The organism is Coleofasciculus sp. C1-SOL-03 (genome assembly GCF_040220555.1).
In the GTDB taxonomy this organism is placed as follows: Bacteria; Cyanobacteriota; Cyanobacteriia; order Cyanobacteriales; family Coleofasciculaceae; genus Coleofasciculus.
In genome coordinates, this window is the sequence record NZ_JAVJUO010000073.1 from 28,303 (window position 1) to 45,257 (window position 16,955).

Genomic DNA, 16,955 nt, shown 5'->3' on the forward strand with positions numbered 1-16,955 from the left:
CCTACATGAAATTCCGTTATCCTTGACTGGCGTCAGCAGTGAGTAGAGTAAACCAAAATGTTGTTCCCTCGCCTGGAGAACTAATGACGCCGATTTCACCGCCGTGTGCTTTGATAATCTGGCGACACAGGTACAATCCTAAGCCAATCCCACTTAAACTGCGAGAAGATGCGCCGCGATAGTAGAGATCAAAAAGCCGATCACACTGCTGTTGATCCATCCCAACTCCATTATCCGCGATCGCACACCGCACTTTTTCCCCTTCAGCCGCATTTTCTACCACTGTCGTACTCAGGGTTAGCTGAATTCCCGGCGGGTTGTGTTTCATTGCATTAGTGATGATATTCTCAAATACTCGCCACAATTGTTTGGCGTCAGCATTCACTAACGGTAACTCATCGGGAACTTGATTTGTCAACGTAACTTGATTTTTAACTAATAACGGTTGCAACTCGGTCAAAATCTCTTGGATGAGTTGACTCAATTGCAACGGTTCACACTCGCAAGGAATTCCGTAAGATTCCGCCGCATGAATCTCTAGTAACGAGTTAATTAAATTCAGTTGGCGATCGCTACTTTGGATCATCCGTTCTATAATTGCAGGGGAAACGGGAATTGTTGGTTGTTGGCTGTCACTTATCTGAGCATCTTGAGTCTCATCTGAGGCGTAACGATTCAGTATATTTTTCAACACCATCAGCATCCCCATCACCGGGGTGCGTAAATCATGGGATACCGCGTGTAAAAATATATCTTTCAGTTGATTCAGTTCCTGCAATTCCTGCATTTTCTGCTGTAATTGCGCCGTTCGTTCTTGAACTTGATGCTCTAAGTTGAGATTCAGTTGACCAAGCTGTTGGTATAATCGTCCTTGGTTAATCGCAATGGCGACTTGTGTGGCTAGACGACGCAACAAATCCACTTCCATCGGTTGCCAATGACGCGGTTTTGTGCATTGATGCGCCACTAACAACCCATACATTTGCTCATCCACGACAATCGCCACGGCTAAAGCAGCTTTCACTTGGAAGCGATGCAAATAGTCGGCGCGTTCCGGGGAGGTTTCAATCAGACGGGTATCGTCAATCACTTGCACATCAGTATGTTCAAATAAAGCAATTAACTCCTGCAAATACTCATCATTTTCCACCGCTAAATCCCAACAGGAAGGAAAACTATCCGCCACGGATTCCGCCACAACTTTGCCATGCATGGCTGCATCCATATAACTAATCAGCACCCGATCCGCGTGCAGGAAGTGACGCACCTCTTCCACCGTCGTATTCATAATCTCATTCAGATCCAGGGATTGGCGAATACGAGCCGCAATTTCCCCCAACAAGCGATCGCGTTCGGCGGCTTCTCGTAATCTCGCTTCGGCTTGCTTTTGCTCAGTAATATCCCGCACCACGGCTAAAAGATGGGGTTTCCCTTTATACATAAACCCAGTTCCCCGCACCTCAATCGGAAACGGCGTCCCATCGGAACGCAAATCCACCGCTTCCCGCTGAAAGGGAACCCCCTGTCTAACCGCCGTCAGATACTCGTAAAATATGGGATGGGAGTCCGGATGAATAAAGCGTTCGGGATCAAGCTGGATAAACTCGGAATAGGAATAACCATGCATTTGACAAGCGGCTGGATTCACCTCCACCAGTTGTCCGTCTAAGTCACTAATAATTAAACCATCCGTAGTGGCTTCAAAAATTGCCCGATATTGAACTTCACTCTCTCTAAGTCGCTGTTCGGCAAGTTTACGCTGGGTAATATCATGGGTAAGCGCTAATAAGCAGGGTTGACCTTTCAAACGGATGATCTCGGCGGAGAGTAACCCGATTAAAATCTCACCGGATTTGGTACGAAACTCATATTCTTGGTTGGTAATCGCACCATACTGCTGTAACTGATCAACCATGCGATCGCGATCAGTCGAATGTACCCAGATATTCAACTCCTCCACCGTGCGACCAATCGCCTCTTGGCGTTGATAACCGGAATATCGCACAAATGTATCGTTGACTTCGATATATCGTCCATCGACTAAGGTACTAATCGTAATCGAGTTAGGACAACAGCGAAAAGCCTTAGCAAACTTCTCCTCACTCAACCGCAACGCCTCTTCTGTGCGCTTGAGTTCCGTAATATCTACGCTGACACAAACCGCTGCTTGACCCTGTTGGTATTTCTGCGACACTAATAAATAAGACCGAGAATCGTTATCAACAAAGGTTTCAATTTCTCGCTTGGCTTCCTGGAGGGGACTGGCAAAAAATTGGGCAATAAAGTCCTTAAATCCGGGAGTAGAATTCATAAATCCCAATTCTTTCCCGACAAAGGCTTCCGCCGATAATCCAAAGGTTTTGGCTAAATAACGATTGACGCCTTGGTACTTTAAATCGGTTCCCACCCAAGACACACATCCGGGTACTGCATCTAAAATCGCTTGTAACTGAGCTTTCGCGGCTTGCAATGAGGCGATTAACTGCTGTTCGGTTTCCTGCGCTCGTTGACGTTCCGTTATTTCCTGGCGCAATTGCTCATTCGTTACCGTTAACGCGGCGGTGCGTTCAACCACTCGCTGTTCCAGTTGTTCATTCATCTGGCGCAGAGCGTTTTGGGCTAAATACCGTTCGGTGATATCGTGACCAATGCAGAGAATACCCGTCACTTGTCCCGATTCATCCATCAGCGCTTTATTTGTCCACCCCACCCAGACGCGATTCCCATCCCGCCGCATATTTTCGTTTTCGTGGTAGCGGTATTGATCGGGATGTTGGAGAATGTCTTGAATTAGGGTGGTCAAGTTTCGCCCCGATGTCTCCGTATCCGGAATAATCGTCTCGGCTGCTGAATGTCCCAGAATTTCGGCTTCCGGGAACCCAAAAAACTGTTGGGCAAATTCGTTTAAAAAGGTAATGGTTCCGTGAGTATCGATGCGTAAAATCAGGCTATTGGCATTTTCGACAATGTTGCGATAATACGCCTCTCGCTCTTGCCATACCTGCTCCCTCTGTTCGCGTTCTGCAATCTCGCGCCGCAGTTGCTGATTGATCCGTTTTAATTCCTGGATCTCGTCTGAGTGGTCAGGTTGGGAGTGAGTCTCAGGGTAGAATGACAGGGGAATCGGAGCGTGAACAGAGGAGTCAGGCGATCGCGGATGGTTATCGCCTGGGTGGTTGGTAATGGCTAGCCAGAGCTGTTTGAGCTTGTGATACATCGGCGGCGTTCCGAGATGGGTTCCCAAAACGTAATGTTCTTCCCACTATACTCTGACAAGTCTCGCCATTTTGATACACTTGTCCCCCAACAAAGCATTAACCCACCGGGAGACGGTGGGCTAAGAGATCTATAAGTTTCATGAAATAGTGACCCTGATGAATTCGTTGCTCACTCGTACCTGCTAGTAACGATGTTGAGAGCCTGTCGATGTAGCGTTAAAGTATTCCGATAGCTGGTTCAACACTTCTCCTACACGATTTTGTTGGGAGTGCGGTTGGGAAGAATCCAGCACAACACGGGTGACAGAACAATTGAGAAAACAGAAACAATCAAAATCATTGATAAAACTTGGCTGAGTTCAGTCGTCATAATCTTTACCTCTTTATTTGGTTACGCTGCTTTTCTATTTCAAGTTTAACCGCGCTGTATCTTGGTGAACAAAGTTTTCTGTAATTTTATGGTAAAGATATCCGTCCTTTTGATCAGGTGATCTTGATTAATTTTTGTTAAATATTATTTCTGTATAGAAAAATCTGTAGTGTAGAGACGTAGCATGCTACATCTCTACTATTGCCTATTGCCTAGCGCGTAGCGCTATAACCCTGATCATTTAGAAGCGATAACCTGCACCCGCTTGAATACTCACCGCAGACGCTGGACTATCTTCGTAAGCTTCGATACCGAGTTTTGTATCGCCATAAACCACCACATTGCGACCCAATTGAGCTTCAGCACCGACGGTTACTACAGGTGCATTTTTGTTTCCTAACGGTGTAGGTTGTCCGTCTTCTTCAACGAAGGAATAACCTGCACCAACGTAAACATTGGCATTGTTCGTAACCGGAACATCATAAGAAACCATCGGCATAATAGCGCTGGTATCATCGCTGAATAGAACCGCACCGCGCAGAGAAACTGGCGCTTTTGAGGTTGTTACTCGACCTTGAATATTGCCGCCAAATGTTGCGGCATCATTATCTTGTCCACCATTGGTCACGCCTGCGGCAACCCCAGCACCGATATAATTAGCATCGGTTCCAGTCGGTCTAGCAGATGCCATATCAGCCGATAATAAAACAGGCGCGATCGCGGTGGCAGCTAGGGTAGAAAAGGTAACAAAAGACTTGATTTTGCGTTGCATAGTAACTTCCATCAATAGGTAGTGTGTAGTGTTGCGTTGTTACTATTCCAGTCGGTTTTAATCGAGCCATTGTTCCAGGATTAGTGATTTTTTAATGGATTTAGTTATGCAAAACCTTTGGATGCCTTGAACAGCAAGCCTTTCAGAATAAGCAATTGCTTGTTTTCCAAAAAAATCGAAACAAACGGGAAACTTAGTTAGAATAAATAGAAAGATTATAGTTAGGTTTTAAGACTTTGTGAGCAGCAAGTAGACTATTAATAAACTGTCACATTTTTTTCATTTCTTCCGGATGAGAGTTTCCTCCCCTTGACAAAGGAAGGGTTCGTAGTCAAGGCTTTAGCCTAGTACAGCGTACAGAATTTATGTCCAGGTACTTATAGCACTACGCACTAAGGTTAGGACATAAAAGAAAAATTCAAATCGCTCAGTCCCTTGTCAGGTAAGCTTTTGTCTTCACTATTGCAAGAAAGCCTATTGCCTATTCCCTCCCCGCGTAGCGCTATATAACGTGACACAGCTAATAAACATAAAAAAATCCCCCGTTCATGTTGAGCCGGGGGATGAAATCGATTGTGGGGGCAATTCATCGAAAATTGGGGTTGGTAAGGGGGCGAATGGAAACCCCTGTCATTTATGTATAGGGAGGAAGCAAGCCCCCTTACATAAACAACAGTCCGACAGGACTTCCTTAAAAAGCGTATTGGTATCCATTTTTCCCGTGTCTATGACTGCGATTTGAAGTCCCTACCGCCTTGGGTCTACTCACTCCGGTGACATTTTGATATGTATGCCAGCTTGGGCAGTTATAGCGGTTGCCATTAAGGTTAGGACATAGTGAACGGCTGAAACGGCGAAGCATCAATAATCAACCTTCTGCCTTCTGCCATCTGCCTCCTGCCTTCTGCCATCTGCCTCCTGCCTTCTGCCTTCTGCGATACAAGCTCAAGTTGCCCCAACAGGGTTCTATTTAACGGAAACCTTAGCACCAGCCTCTTCAAGCTGCTTCTTGGCTTCTTCAGCGGCTTCTTTTGCCACCCCTTCTTTAATCGGCTTAGGTGCAGACTCAACCATATCTTTGGCTTCCTTGAGACCCAACCCAGTCATCGTCCGCACGACTTTCAGGATGGCAATCTTCTTATCCGCAGGAACTTCTTCTAAGACGACATCAAATTCCGTCTTCTCTTCTTCCTCTTCAGCCGCCGCTCCGGGCGCACCGGGAGCCGCCATTCCGGGCATCATCATCATGCCACCTGCCGGAGCTGCTGCGCTAACACCAAAGGTGTCCTCGATTTGCTTGACTAATTCCGACGCTTCCAGCAACGTCAGGGATTTTAGCTTTTCCAAAATTTCGTCGGTTGTAGCAGACATGAATAAACTCCTTTGTTTGATTGTTTACGTGTGACCCTGTGACTAGGCTCAGGGCAAGTTTTTTACGTTCCAGGTAGGGTATTAACCACCACCTTCTTTCTGAGCAGCAAGCGCTTGTAAAACGCGACCCAGTGATCCGGGAATTTCGTTGACACTGCGACCCAAGGATGAGGGTACTTCATTAACACCCACAGCCAGTTTGGTGGCGATGGAATTAATCGAACCAGCAATCTGCCCAATGAGTTCTTCTTTAGACGGCAAGTCGGCAATTGCCTTAACTTGGTCTTGACTCAGGGCTTGACCTTGCATTACGCCGCCCTTGAAGTCGGTTTTTTTGGTGGCTTTCTGGAAGTCCTGATATGCCCGAATTGCACCGCCTACATCATCTTTGACTAACATGAAGGCGGAGGAACCGACCAAAAATTCGGTCATGGGTTTCCAGTTTTCATCATCCTCAACCGCCCGCTGCATCAGGGTATTTTTCGTCACCTTACAGACTGTGCCTGTAGGACGCAGCCGATTCCGCAAATCGGTAATTTGTGCCACGGAAAGTCCCTGGTAGTCAATAACGATCGCCAGTTGGGATTCGCTCAAGAGTTGCTTGAGATCAGCGACGACTTCCTTTTTGTTTTCCAGGGTTCTGCCCATTCGTGTTTCACCTCCTTGTTTCTTTTCAGAGTTGCCAGTTAAAAAATCCTGTCCTCAGCCATAACGAAACCCCGGACGTGCCGGGGTTTCGCTGAGTATCTTTTATACCTGTACGTTCGGTTAGCGGTACAGTAACAGTGGATACTTCAGGCGTTGACCTCGGCAGGATATTAAGTGATAGACACCTGCTGTCTTTGGTACAAGCCAATTAAGTATTGGATTGTAGACTGCAAAATAACGGTTCAGATTACGCCGCTTCTGCGGTTTTCATGTCCCGTAGCGTCGGGATATCGACTTCAATCGACGGTCCCATGGTCGCACTGACAAATATACTACGCCAAAAGCGACCTTTTGCCCCGGAGGGACGATTGCGGTCAATCGTTTCCTGTAAGGACTTGAGGTTCACTAACAAGTCTTCTGCCGGAAACGATGCCTTACCAAACATAACATGAACGATGCCTGTGCGATCGGCACGGAATTCCAATTTACCGGCTTTGAATTCTTCGATCGCCTGGGTTAGGTCAAAGGTAACCGTACCGCCTTTCGGGGAGGGCATCAAGCCCCTGGGTCCGAGGAGGCGTCCTAATTTAGCCACTTGGGGCATCATGTCGGGTGTGGCAATTAGGCGGTCAAAATCCATCATCCCATTTTGGATTTCGCCGATTAATTCTTCAGACCCAGCAATATCTGCCCCCGCATTCGTGGCTTCGGTGACTTTTTCACCCTTGGCAATCACCGCGACTCGTACCACCTGACCCGTTCCTTTCGGTAGGGACACGGTTGTCCGTAGTTGCTGATCGGTGTATTTGGGATCAATTCCCAAGCGGATATGGGCTTCGGCGGATTCGGGGAATTTTGCCGTCGCGGTTTCTTTTAACAGGTTAAGGGCTTCTGTGGGTTCGTAAGGTCGCTCTTCGACCTTGCCGTATAATTCCTGTAATCGACGTGATAGTTTTCTGGGCATTTATCTCTCCTGGGGTAACGAACGAAGCCTCTTGCTTCTCCCCCAAATTGGGTTAACAACGGTTGGCAATTTCGGGTTGATCGCATTCTACTCTCAACCTAGGGACTATTCCGCGATCGCGACGCCCATATTCCGAGCCGTCCCTTCGACGATTTTCATGGCTGCTTCAATATCATTGGCATTGAGGTCAGGCATTTTCGTCTGGGCGATTTCTTGGAGTTGCGCCTTTGTAATCGTGCCAACCTTTTGACGGTTGGGTTCACTTGCCCCTTTTTCAATTCCGATTGCCTTTTTAATCAGCACGGATGCGGGTGGGGTTTTGAGGATAAAGGTAAAACTGCGATCCTCAAACACCGAGATTTCCACGGGGATAACCATTCCCGCTTGGTCGGCGGTCTTGGCGTTGTATTCTTTACAAAACGCCATAATATTCACCCCATGTTGACCGAGTGCTGGTCCGACTGGGGGAGCAGGGTTGGCTTTCCCGGCTGGGAGTGCCAACTTAATAACTGCAACGATTTTTTTTGCCATGCTTAGCCTGTTTTTTCCACCTGATTGAATTCTAGTTCCACTGGCGTATCTCGCCCAAAAATGGAGAGTAACGCCTTGAGCTTACTGCGTTCGGGGCTAACTTCAATCACTTCGCCTTCAAAGTCTTTAAACGGACCCGATAGCACGATGATTTTGTCACCAACAGCCATGTCCACTTTAATCACTGGCTCTTGTTCTTCGGTGTGCTTAAAGATCCGCTCGACTTCTCCGGGACTCAAGGGTACGGGTTTAACGTGACCTCGCCCTCGTCCATAGCGACGTTTCTGTTCTGCCCCTACAAAATTAATCACATTGGGCGTGTTTTTGACAACCTGCCAGCTTTCATCATCCATGACCATTTCCACCAAGACATAGCCAGGGAAAACCTTTTCTTCAGAGTGCTGGCGAGACCCATCCTTCCGGATTTTTACCGTTGGGGTTTGGGGAATCTGAACTCTCAAGATTCGGTCAGCTACATCCAGGGTTTGCACGCGCTGTTCCAGATTTGTCTTTACCCGCTTCTCACAGCCGGATGCCACCTGAACCGCATACCAACGGGCAGATGGGACTTCTTGTAGCTGTGGATCGCGATCGTATGATTCGTTTGCTGCAAAACTCATCCAAATACCTGTTGTGATGCCCACAAGAATAAGTTATCCACTAAATAGATTAGGGTGGCGGATAGAACGACCATCAATAACACAGCAGCCGATTCGCTAATCAGTTGCTGCCGAGAGGGCCATACGACTTTACCGAGTTCTTCTTTTGTTTGTTGAAGAAACGTTACAACATTAAACCCAGAGGCTTTTTGCTGAGACTCTGTTTCCGTTTTCGTTTTCTTTGCCACTATACCCCCTTCTACTGATTATCAAAATTGTTCAACCCAGCCTTCATAACTCATGTTAACCGACTTCACTCATCCGTGAAGTTGACAAGACCTGGGTAGAACCACTGATGCTCCCCCAGCCTTTTCATATTCTATAAACTTCAAACGCGCCCTGGAGGACTTGAACCCCCGACATCAGGTTTTGGAGACCTGCGTTCTACCAACTGAACTAAGAGCGCTTGGGTTGGCTGGTAAAGGTGAATGTATCCCCTTATGCTTTACCTAGTGTAACGCAATTAGGGCATGAATACCAAGCCAATCTCGAAAAAAGATTTTACTTCCCCCGGTCAAAGCGCTGCTTAACCCGAGTCGCTTTACCCACACGCTCTCGCAAGTAAAAGAGCTTCGCCCGACGCACCTTACCTCGACGCACGATTTTAATACTGGCAATTCGGGGGGAATGGAGTAGAAAAACCCGTTCGACACCAACCCCTTGGAAGATACGCCGCACGGTAATTGTTTGGTTAATACCGCCGTTACGCATGGCAATTACGGTACCTTCGTAGGGCTGAACCCGTTCCTTGTTTCCTTCGCGAATCCGGACGCCAACTCTAACCGTGTCACCCACATGGATTGTCGGTAAGTCGGATTTAAGCTGTTCCGTTTCTATGGAGCGAATAACCTCTTGAGCATTCATGGTTTTTCAAAAAAATCACAGCCTATAATCATAGCGCACTATCTGACCTGGCGTCTAGATTGGGGGAGCAGGGGAACCTGGTTTTGACTAGAATGTAAAGAATGATTAAAAAATGCTGGTTTTATCTTGACCTAGGGGAAAACTAGCAGTATGCACAATTCATTAATGCGACTGGGAGTAAAGCTATGCGTTTCAAAAATCTTCTAGGACCCCTGTTGATATTAGCATTGCTGTTTATCACGCTAGGCGATCGCGTCCTACCTGCACCACTAGATGATGCGAGTCGCAATACCCGCACCAGCATCAATCAATTCTTAGTCGGGTTATTTCCTGACTGGAATCCCACAAACCCGAATGAACGCACGGAAAAGGAAGTTGAGCAATTAGAACAGAGGTGATTAAAAGCAGAGGAGCCAAGGTGCGGAGGGAAAGGGGGAACTGGGGCACAAAGGCTGATGTCATTTGCCAATTGTCTTGCCAAAAATTAACAAAGGACAAATGACAAATGACGAATAACTACTTCTTCAACCAGCTAAACATTGCCCGTAAATCTTTACCCACTTCCTCTACCGGATGTTCCGCTTCCTGACGCCGCATGGCGGTAAATCCGGGTTTACCTGACTGATTTTCTAACACAAACTCACGGGCAAATTGACCCGATTGAATTTCTTGTAGGATTTTCCGCATCTCGGCGCGGGTTTGGTCATTAACGATGCGAGGTCCACGGGTATAATCACCATATTCAGCCGTATTAGAAATACTGTCACGCATATTGGCAAGTCCGCCTTCCACAATCAAATCCACAATTAATTTAACTTCGTGGAGACATTCAAAATACGCCAACTCTGGCTGATAACCCGCCGCCACTAAGGTTTCAAATCCCGCTTTAATTAAGGCACTCAACCCCCCACATAATACGGCTTGTTCACCAAATAAATCCGTTTCCGTTTCTTCCCGGAAGCTGGTTTCTAAAATACCCGCACGAGTCCCACCAATTCCTTTAGCATACGCCATAGCGCGATCGCGAGCTTGACCGGTGGCATCCTGATACACGGCAAATAGGCAAGGGACACCTTCTCCCTGTTCGTAAGTCCGTCGCACTAAATGCCCCGGTCCTTTGGGTGCCACCATGATTACATCTACATCCGGTGGGGGAACAACTTGACCAAAGTGAATATTAAACCCATGGGCAAAGGCAAGCACATTCCCTTCTTTCAGATGCGGGGCAATTTCTTCGGTGTATACCGTTTTCTGCACCTCATCCGGTAGCAAAATCATAATCACATCGGCCGCTTTCGCCGCGTCAGCAACCGAATGAACCGTTAATCCGGCTGACTCCGCTTTCGCCACCGACTTACTGCCCGGATACAGACCCACAATCACCTTAATGCCACTCTCTTTGAGATTCAGGGCGTGGGCGTGACCTTGAGACCCATAGCCGATAATTGCAATTGTTTTATCAGTGAGTAGGTCTAAGTTAGCATCTGCATCGTAATACATCCGGGTCATAGAAGTATCTCCCTTGTTACAAGCATTTTCGTTTGACTGCGGACTATTGATTTTACATCAAAACCCTTGCCCATTGTTATGGATTTTGTCTGGGTTAGGGCAGATACGGTCGCACTTGCTTCCTGGAGTTACCTTTAGGTTTAAATAACTCAGTTATGTTCACGCACTAATAAAATGGGCGTTGCCTGAGACTCTTGTAATAATTCATCTAAACATTTTCTGGCAATGATTCGTTTTAAAAATAACCGGGCAGCCGCTATAGACAAATCCGTTTTTAACCAAATTCGTATTGCGCTGATAAATTTTCGTTTTTTGAGCGCAGCAAATCCCCAATGAATTTTTAGCGACGACTTAATCTCTGATAGTTCTGGTAAACTATGACGATATTTTGGGCTGATACACGCATAAATCTTTTCTTTAATAATTAGATTAATTTCCAGGCGTTTGTCAAACGTAAATTGGCTATTAAATGAACCTTGCCAAATAGTCCGGTAAGCCAGACATTTATTGATCAAAACAGCATCGCCAAACTGGGCAATTTTAATCCAGGAATCAATATCATCATAATTCGTATCGAATCGGGTATCCCATCCTCCTGACTTAAGGAAAGCTGAACGGGAAAAGGCTACTTGTACAGGCGTGCCAAATGGCAAGAGTTCCAACAGCATGGCGTAATGAATCTCGGCTTGAGGAATATATACAAGTGTTCCCTTGCCAACGTGCCGACTTCTGCTAATTTCTTTCTCATTCTCATTAACCTGAATGGCTCGACAGGAGCAAATGACAGCCTCTGGGCGTTCGGCGATCGCCTTAGTCATTTCTTCAATACAATTCGGGGCAAGGTAGTCGTCATCATCCACCAGTTTTACCCATTCTCCTGTCGCCAATGCTACACCCTGATTGACTGTTCCTGAGTGACCCAGATTCGTCGAATTTCGGTGATAAATTAAACGGGTGTCACCCATGTCCAAGAGTTCTTTCCTTCGCCCCTGGACATACATATCCGTACCATCAGACGATCCATCATCCACCACAATTACTTCGCACGGTATCGTTTGAGTTAAAGCACTGTCAATTGCCCGCTTGAGCAAGGTGAGGCGATTATGAGTCGTGATGACGATGCTAAATTTCATACCCTTCTCCACCAAAATTATTTTGCCTCGATTAGCTGTCCAGCATTTAGATCAGGATGTCTAAATTCCTCAACGGGAACAGGGAACGGGGAATAGGGAACAGAAATATCCAATTTCAATGCACATCGACTGATCTAAGAATCGGTATCGTCCAGATTTTGTTTTAACCTGTTTTGGGTGTGGTTAAGATTTGGACAATAAGATTAGCTATGGATATTCATAATTTTACGCGATTGAACCCTAGTGCAGCGCGGCGGAAATATTTGAGCAGCTTTGTAGATACGATGAAGCAGGGGAAGATGGGGAAGATGAGGAAGATGAGGAAGATGGGGAAGATGGGGAAGATGGGGAAGATGGGGAAGATGGGGAAGATGAGGAAGTCTTGTTCCAGGGTGATGACAGAAACGTCTGTGTGTAGGGGCGGGTTTAGGGACTAATATTGATTGTTATCCCTAGCTTGGCTGCAAAACCCGCCCCGATCAAATGACAAATGACAGATAAATGAGATTAAAAGACTGTCGAAGTCCAGCTTCCGTGCAATCCGTAAGGAATATGATGCTTAAGATGCAGTCGGGCGATCGCACCTTGGCTCAAATCTCGACTATCCAAAATCACCACATCAGAGCGATGATGACTCGAATCATACACCAACGTCAACACCCAACCCAGATCTTCTCGCTTCGCCTCAGGATGGGGAACAAAAATCGGTTCGCTGACAAAGCCTTGGGGGGCTGCACTCCAAATCTGTTTCTCACCTGTGGTAACATCAAACTTAGCAATGGCTTGAAGTGGAGCATTTCCTGTGGGATTATGAGTCACTCCCATGTATACATAACGGTAAGGGCGTCCAACGTGATCGGGATGAACACAGGGAAACTCACAGGAACGTGCGAATAGTCGCTGTCGTTGTACCGTAGCATCCGCTAAATTCAGTGTAAACCGAAACAGTTGTCCCGGCGCGATCGCATCAAAATCTACTTCCCGATAATCTATCTCCGGTTCCACTTGAGTTAACGACTCATAGCAGATAGAATCCACACAAATCTGATCCCCTTGTTCAAAGGCATTGGCATGGTGAAAAATAAACCCAGCGTCAGATTCCAGCACTTGCATCGGTTTATTGCCATGACGCGGAATCACTAAAATCCGAGTCGGTGCATTGGGTTTAAAGTCTACACATTGACCCGCCCCTTTTAATCCCAACAGGAAGGGAAAGGGATTGTATGTGACAGGATTTTGGAAAAAGATGCAGTAATTCGACGTAATCGCAAAGTCATGAATAAAAGCAAAACCCGGAACCGTGTGACTTTTACGCCGTTTCAATTTCCCAGCTTCATCTAATTCATAAATCGTGATTTTGGTAGAAAAACCCGGTTTAATCGCAAAATTCACCAAGCAAGGCGCACCCCCATCTTGATTGCAGCTTGGGTCAATCCAAGGATGAGCGCCAAACGCTTCGCCTTCTGCCAAAATACCATCTAAAGTGTCTTTGCCAATGGTTTCTAAGGTTTTGGGATCTAACCGATAGGGTTCCGCTGCTTCCCAAAGGGCTAATAGTTTACCCCCCCAATAAATCACATTCGTGTTGGCAATATTTTTGATTTCAATATCAAACGCATTCGCCAGCCAGCCTCCGGGCTTCTGCGTACCAAAAACGCCGCGATACAGCATTTTTCCGGCGTCTTGTTCTTTGAGGAAGCCTTCAGTCCGGACAAAGCGATTGCGGAAATAAGCACGACCTTGATCAAAGGCGATCGCACAAATCATACCATCCCCATCAAAGGGGTGATGCAGGGGCTGACCATGGATATCGAGTAAACCTGGACCATTGCGAAACAACGTGCCATTCAGCGCTGGCGGAATTTCGCCTTCAATGTCCTCAATCCAGTAATCATATTCATTAGGCTGGGATTGATACCCCCGTTTCCATCCTTCGCGGTCAAAAGACAGTGAAGACTTTGATTTTAAAACTTGTTCTGTTGCAATCATCGTTTATTTCCTCGTTATTTAATCCTGTTTGTAGTAGGCGCTTTAGCGCCATTGATAAGAGGACTAAAGTCATCACTACCAACCCGGTTTGTAGTAGGCGCTTTAGCGCCATTGATAAGAGGACTAAAGTCATCACTACCAACCCGGTTTGTAGTAGGCGCTTTAGCGCTATTGATCTAGAGGACTAAAGTCATCACTACCAACTCGGTTTGTAGTAGGCGCTTTAGCGCTATTGACAAGAGGACTAAAGTCATCACTACCAACTCGGTTTGTAGTAGGCGCTTTAGCGCCATTGACAAGAGGACTAAAGTCATCACTACCAACTCGGTTTGTAGTAGGCGCTTTAGCGCCATTGACAAGAGGACTAAAGTCCTCACTACCAACCCGGATAAACTCTGGTACAACATCAGGTAGAAATGGCTGTTCGGAGAAAGAACCCGACGTATGATGTTCAAATATTTCTGCTGGCGGTAATGATTTAGACTCTGTTTCGCCTTTAATTTCAGTTTGCGGATCAGAAGCTGGTAACCAGCCTAAGAAAGGCAGGGGTAATAAGCTAGAGAGGTTGGTAATTGTCAGTAATAACCACAGGCGATCAAAGTTATGTTCTGTCACCCCTAGCCAATGGGTTAATAACGCCCCAAATTCGTGAGATAGCAATCCCGATAAATTCCATATCGACATCAGCAGGGCAAATAAAGTCGCTTCCACTCCCGACGGGCAGAGTCTGGCTGAAAGCACAAGTACAGGCATAAACGTAATCTGTCCAATCACCGTCAGAATCAGACTGTCGCCTAAACTAAACCAATGATCATCAATCCCTAATGCCCGATTCGCATGGGTGACTAAGATTAGAGTCGTCATCCCCAACACAGCCGACAGGACAGTTGTCCATCCCATAATCGTGCGGAAAGGGATACCCTTTAAAAAGCGTTGAAATACCCAAACCCCCACCAGAGACGCCAAACTGGTGACTAAACGCACTCGCCCTAAAAATTCTGGTTCAAATCCGAGTTCATTGGTGGAGAAGAAGAAAAAGGCTGAATCGGCGGTGGGTGTGGCTTGCCAGAGAAAGATAAATGCGGTGGGTAACCAGATGGCTTTTTGAGTCACCGCATGACGCAATTGCTTAATCTGGTTGGTGACAGTGGCGGTGTTTATCCCCGAACTAACGGATTCTTCGGCAATTAACCACGCCACACCAGAGACAAGTAGGGGAAAGGTGGCGGTAATGCCAAAAACGGTTTGGGTGTTGAACGCCTCCAGCAGCCAACCACTCAGATACGCCGTAATTACTCCCCCTATAGCAGAGGTTCCCCACGTCAGGGATTGCAGGGAACCGGAGTTGCTGAGGGATTCCCGTCTTGCCCGTTCCACCACCAGTGAGTCTACGATGACATCACTAATCGCCACGGAGAGGGAACTCAGGAGAATGGCAAGGGTTGCCGCCCAAGCTGTATGGACTACCGTTGCCAAACTTAACCAGGCGACTGTTCCCATCAAGCCTGAGAGAACCAGATAAGGGCGGCGGCGATAGCCAAATAAGGGGAGTCCGTCAGATAAAAAGCCAAATAGAGGTTTAATCACCCAAGGTAAGGCAGCAATCCCGATTAGCGCCGAGACTTGGGCGGGACTCAAACCCAGTTCGTCTTTGAGGAAGAAGCTAATCGCTAAACGGGCTAGCCCCAGGATACCCTGGACAAAATAGACGATGAGGATGGCAATCAACTCCGGTGTGGGTTCATTGCCAAAAAAGACTTTATCTTTAACGGCTTGTTTAAAGCGATCAAAGCCAGAGGCGGACACAATCATGAACTTTTTTTAAGATTTATCTCTTTTTATATCTTACACGCCGAATCGGGTTTACCTCCTCTGTCTATCGGCGATCGCTCCGAGTTTGTTTGTAGTAGGCGCTTTAGCGCCATTATTGATGAGAGGACTAAAGTCCTCACTACTGACTGAGTTTGTCATAGGTGCTGTCTTCGCCATGAGAGGACTAAAGTCCTCACTACTGACGGCTTGTCGAGTCGAGGATTCCACGTTGTCGCCTAAGCCCAACCTGAGCAACTGGAGGATGTTCTGTGCAAATTACCATCCATTTACCTGATGAAATTGTCAACACAATCCAGGAGAAGTGGAATAATGTCCCTGGAAAAGTCGTGGAGTGTTTAGCTATTGAAGCTTACCGTCAGGGAGTGATTACTTCGGCGCAAGTGGGCAGAATGCTCAACCTCTCTTCGCGTTATGAAGTGGATAGTTTTCTCAAGCAAGCAGGAGCCTATTTACATTATGATGAAGCTGATTTTGAGCAGGATTTGTTAACGATGGAAAAACTAATGACTCAGGAGACACCAGAAAGTTAATGGCAGTTGTATCAGATACTTCACCGTTATGCTATCTGGTGTTGATTGACTTAATTGATTTGTTGCCTCAACTCTATAATCAGGTGATCATTCCTCATGCTGTACTTCATGAGTTATCTGCACCCCAAGCACCTGAACCCGTTCAAAGCTGGATAGTTCAACCTCCGGCTTGGCTGGATGTTCAACGAATTGATCATCAACCCGATGTTGGGCTAATTGAATTAGACTTAGGCGGAATGCCACTGACTTAAGGTTGGTGGGCAATGCCCACCCTACGGTACATCAAAGGTTTCGGTGATTCCCTAATGCTTATTTCAGTGCCATTCGACTTAGGCGAGCAAGAAGCGATTACTCTCGCCGAAAAAATTGGGGCTAATTTGATTATTTTAGATGAGCGGGATGCACGGCAGATGGCTTGGCAGCGGGGTTTAAATGTGATTGGATTGCTCGGTGTTTTGGGAATGGTGTTTCCAAAATGGGATGTTCCCTATTGCCTATTGCCTATTGCCTATTGCCTTATTACTCCGTTGCTGTATTAACGACTCAAATGGAAACGCGATCGCT

At 46.7% G+C, this 16,955-nt stretch carries 19 protein-coding genes, 1 tRNA gene and 1 other annotated feature; of the genes, 4 read left to right on the top strand and 16 right to left on the bottom strand.

Features of this window, described 5'->3' with window-relative positions:
- Positions 1–16: 16 nt before the first annotated feature.
- The 11 genes from RIE73_RS12155 to rplS all read right to left on the bottom strand — a co-directional run bounded on the left by RIE73_RS12155 (position 17) and on the right by rplS (position 9,397).
- On the bottom strand, positions 17–3,244 hold the full coding sequence (locus RIE73_RS12155) for a sensor histidine kinase (RefSeq protein ID WP_446401419.1): 3,228 nt from the start codon (positions 3,242–3,244) through the stop codon (positions 17–19).
- 585 nt (positions 3,245–3,829) lie between these two features.
- On the bottom strand, positions 3,830–4,360 hold the full coding sequence (locus tag RIE73_RS12160) for an outer membrane beta-barrel protein (protein ID WP_446401420.1): 531 nt from the start codon (positions 4,358–4,360) through the stop codon (positions 3,830–3,832).
- An 827-nt stretch (positions 4,361–5,187) separates the two neighbouring features.
- Entirely contained in the window at positions 5,188–5,349 is a 162-nt protein-coding gene (locus RIE73_RS12165) for a hypothetical protein (RefSeq protein ID WP_446401421.1), read from the bottom strand.
- A complete protein-coding gene (gene rplL, locus RIE73_RS12170) occupies positions 5,327–5,731 on the bottom strand; it encodes a 50S ribosomal protein L7/L12 (protein WP_446401422.1) in 405 nt (134 codons plus the stop codon). Before rplL ends, RIE73_RS12165 begins: the two co-directional genes overlap by 23 nt.
- Before the next feature lie 81 nt (positions 5,732–5,812).
- The gene (gene rplJ, locus RIE73_RS12175) at positions 5,813–6,379 is read right to left on the bottom strand and encodes a 50S ribosomal protein L10 (RefSeq protein WP_446401423.1); all 567 of its coding nucleotides are present in this window, start codon (positions 6,377–6,379) and stop codon (positions 5,813–5,815) included.
- Positions 6,380–6,433: 54 nt separating this feature from the next.
- Positions 6,434–6,595, bottom strand: a sequence feature (ribosomal protein L10 leader region).
- Between the two features lie 31 nt (positions 6,596–6,626).
- Positions 6,627–7,343, bottom strand: coding sequence for a 50S ribosomal protein L1 (rplA, locus tag RIE73_RS12180; RefSeq protein WP_446401424.1), 717 nt, complete (start codon positions 7,341–7,343; stop codon positions 6,627–6,629).
- Positions 7,344–7,448: 105 nt separating this feature from the next.
- Positions 7,449–7,874 (bottom strand): 50S ribosomal protein L11, encoded by a 426-nt coding sequence (gene rplK, locus RIE73_RS12185; protein WP_446392640.1) that lies wholly within the window; start codon positions 7,872–7,874, stop codon positions 7,449–7,451.
- A 2-nt stretch (positions 7,875–7,876) separates the two neighbouring features.
- Entirely contained in the window at positions 7,877–8,494 is a 618-nt protein-coding gene (gene nusG / locus RIE73_RS12190; protein WP_446401425.1) for a transcription termination/antitermination protein NusG, read from the bottom strand.
- Positions 8,491–8,721 (bottom strand): preprotein translocase subunit SecE, encoded by a 231-nt coding sequence (secE, locus tag RIE73_RS12195; protein ID WP_446401426.1) that lies wholly within the window; start codon positions 8,719–8,721, stop codon positions 8,491–8,493. The genes nusG and secE overlap by 4 nt, the downstream gene beginning before the upstream one ends.
- A gap of 145 nt (positions 8,722–8,866) precedes the next feature.
- A tRNA-Trp gene (locus tag RIE73_RS12200) sits at positions 8,867–8,939 on the bottom strand.
- 95 nt (positions 8,940–9,034) lie between these two features.
- Positions 9,035–9,397, bottom strand: a complete 363-nt coding sequence (gene rplS / locus RIE73_RS12205) for a 50S ribosomal protein L19 (RefSeq protein WP_446401427.1) — start codon at positions 9,395–9,397, stop codon at positions 9,035–9,037.
- A gap of 185 nt (positions 9,398–9,582) precedes the next feature.
- Between rplS and RIE73_RS12210 the strand changes: the two genes are divergently transcribed.
- Positions 9,583–9,795 carry a hypothetical protein gene (locus tag RIE73_RS12210; protein ID WP_446369261.1) on the top strand — a complete coding sequence of 71 codons (213 nt, stop codon included), beginning with the start codon at positions 9,583–9,585 and terminating at the stop codon, positions 9,793–9,795.
- 118 nt (positions 9,796–9,913) lie between these two features.
- On the opposite strand, the gene ilvC is transcribed toward RIE73_RS12210, so the two are convergent.
- From ilvC to RIE73_RS12235, 5 genes are all read right to left on the bottom strand, one after another.
- Complete coding sequence (ilvC, locus tag RIE73_RS12215) at positions 9,914–10,906, bottom strand: ketol-acid reductoisomerase (RefSeq protein WP_446401428.1); 993 nt, start codon at positions 10,904–10,906, stop codon at positions 9,914–9,916.
- Between the two features lie 149 nt (positions 10,907–11,055).
- Entirely contained in the window at positions 11,056–12,039 is a 984-nt protein-coding gene (locus tag RIE73_RS12220; RefSeq protein ID WP_446401429.1) for a glycosyltransferase family 2 protein, read from the bottom strand.
- Between the two features lie 507 nt (positions 12,040–12,546).
- Positions 12,547–14,028 (bottom strand): carotenoid oxygenase family protein, encoded by a 1,482-nt coding sequence (locus RIE73_RS12225; protein WP_446401430.1) that lies wholly within the window; start codon positions 14,026–14,028, stop codon positions 12,547–12,549.
- A 168-nt stretch (positions 14,029–14,196) separates the two neighbouring features.
- Positions 14,197–15,840: a folate/biopterin family MFS transporter gene (locus RIE73_RS12230; RefSeq protein ID WP_446401431.1), complete on the bottom strand. Its 1,644-nt coding sequence runs from the start codon at positions 15,838–15,840 to the stop codon at positions 14,197–14,199.
- Between the two features lie 51 nt (positions 15,841–15,891).
- Complete coding sequence (locus tag RIE73_RS12235; protein ID WP_446401432.1) at positions 15,892–16,095, bottom strand: hypothetical protein; 204 nt, start codon at positions 16,093–16,095, stop codon at positions 15,892–15,894.
- Positions 16,096–16,109: 14 nt separating this feature from the next.
- Between RIE73_RS12235 and RIE73_RS12240 the strand changes: the two genes are divergently transcribed.
- From RIE73_RS12240 to RIE73_RS12250, 3 genes are read left to right on the top strand one after another with little or no spacing between them, the layout of a single operon-like run.
- Positions 16,110–16,391 (top strand): UPF0175 family protein, encoded by a 282-nt coding sequence (locus RIE73_RS12240; protein WP_446401433.1) that lies wholly within the window; start codon positions 16,110–16,112, stop codon positions 16,389–16,391.
- Positions 16,391–16,642: a hypothetical protein gene (locus tag RIE73_RS12245; RefSeq protein WP_446401434.1), complete on the top strand. Its 252-nt coding sequence runs from the start codon at positions 16,391–16,393 to the stop codon at positions 16,640–16,642. Before RIE73_RS12240 ends, RIE73_RS12245 begins: the two co-directional genes overlap by 1 nt.
- A gap of 54 nt (positions 16,643–16,696) precedes the next feature.
- Positions 16,697–16,930 carry a hypothetical protein gene (locus tag RIE73_RS12250; protein WP_446401435.1) on the top strand — a complete coding sequence of 78 codons (234 nt, stop codon included), beginning with the start codon at positions 16,697–16,699 and terminating at the stop codon, positions 16,928–16,930.
- Positions 16,931–16,955: the final 25 nt, after the last annotated feature.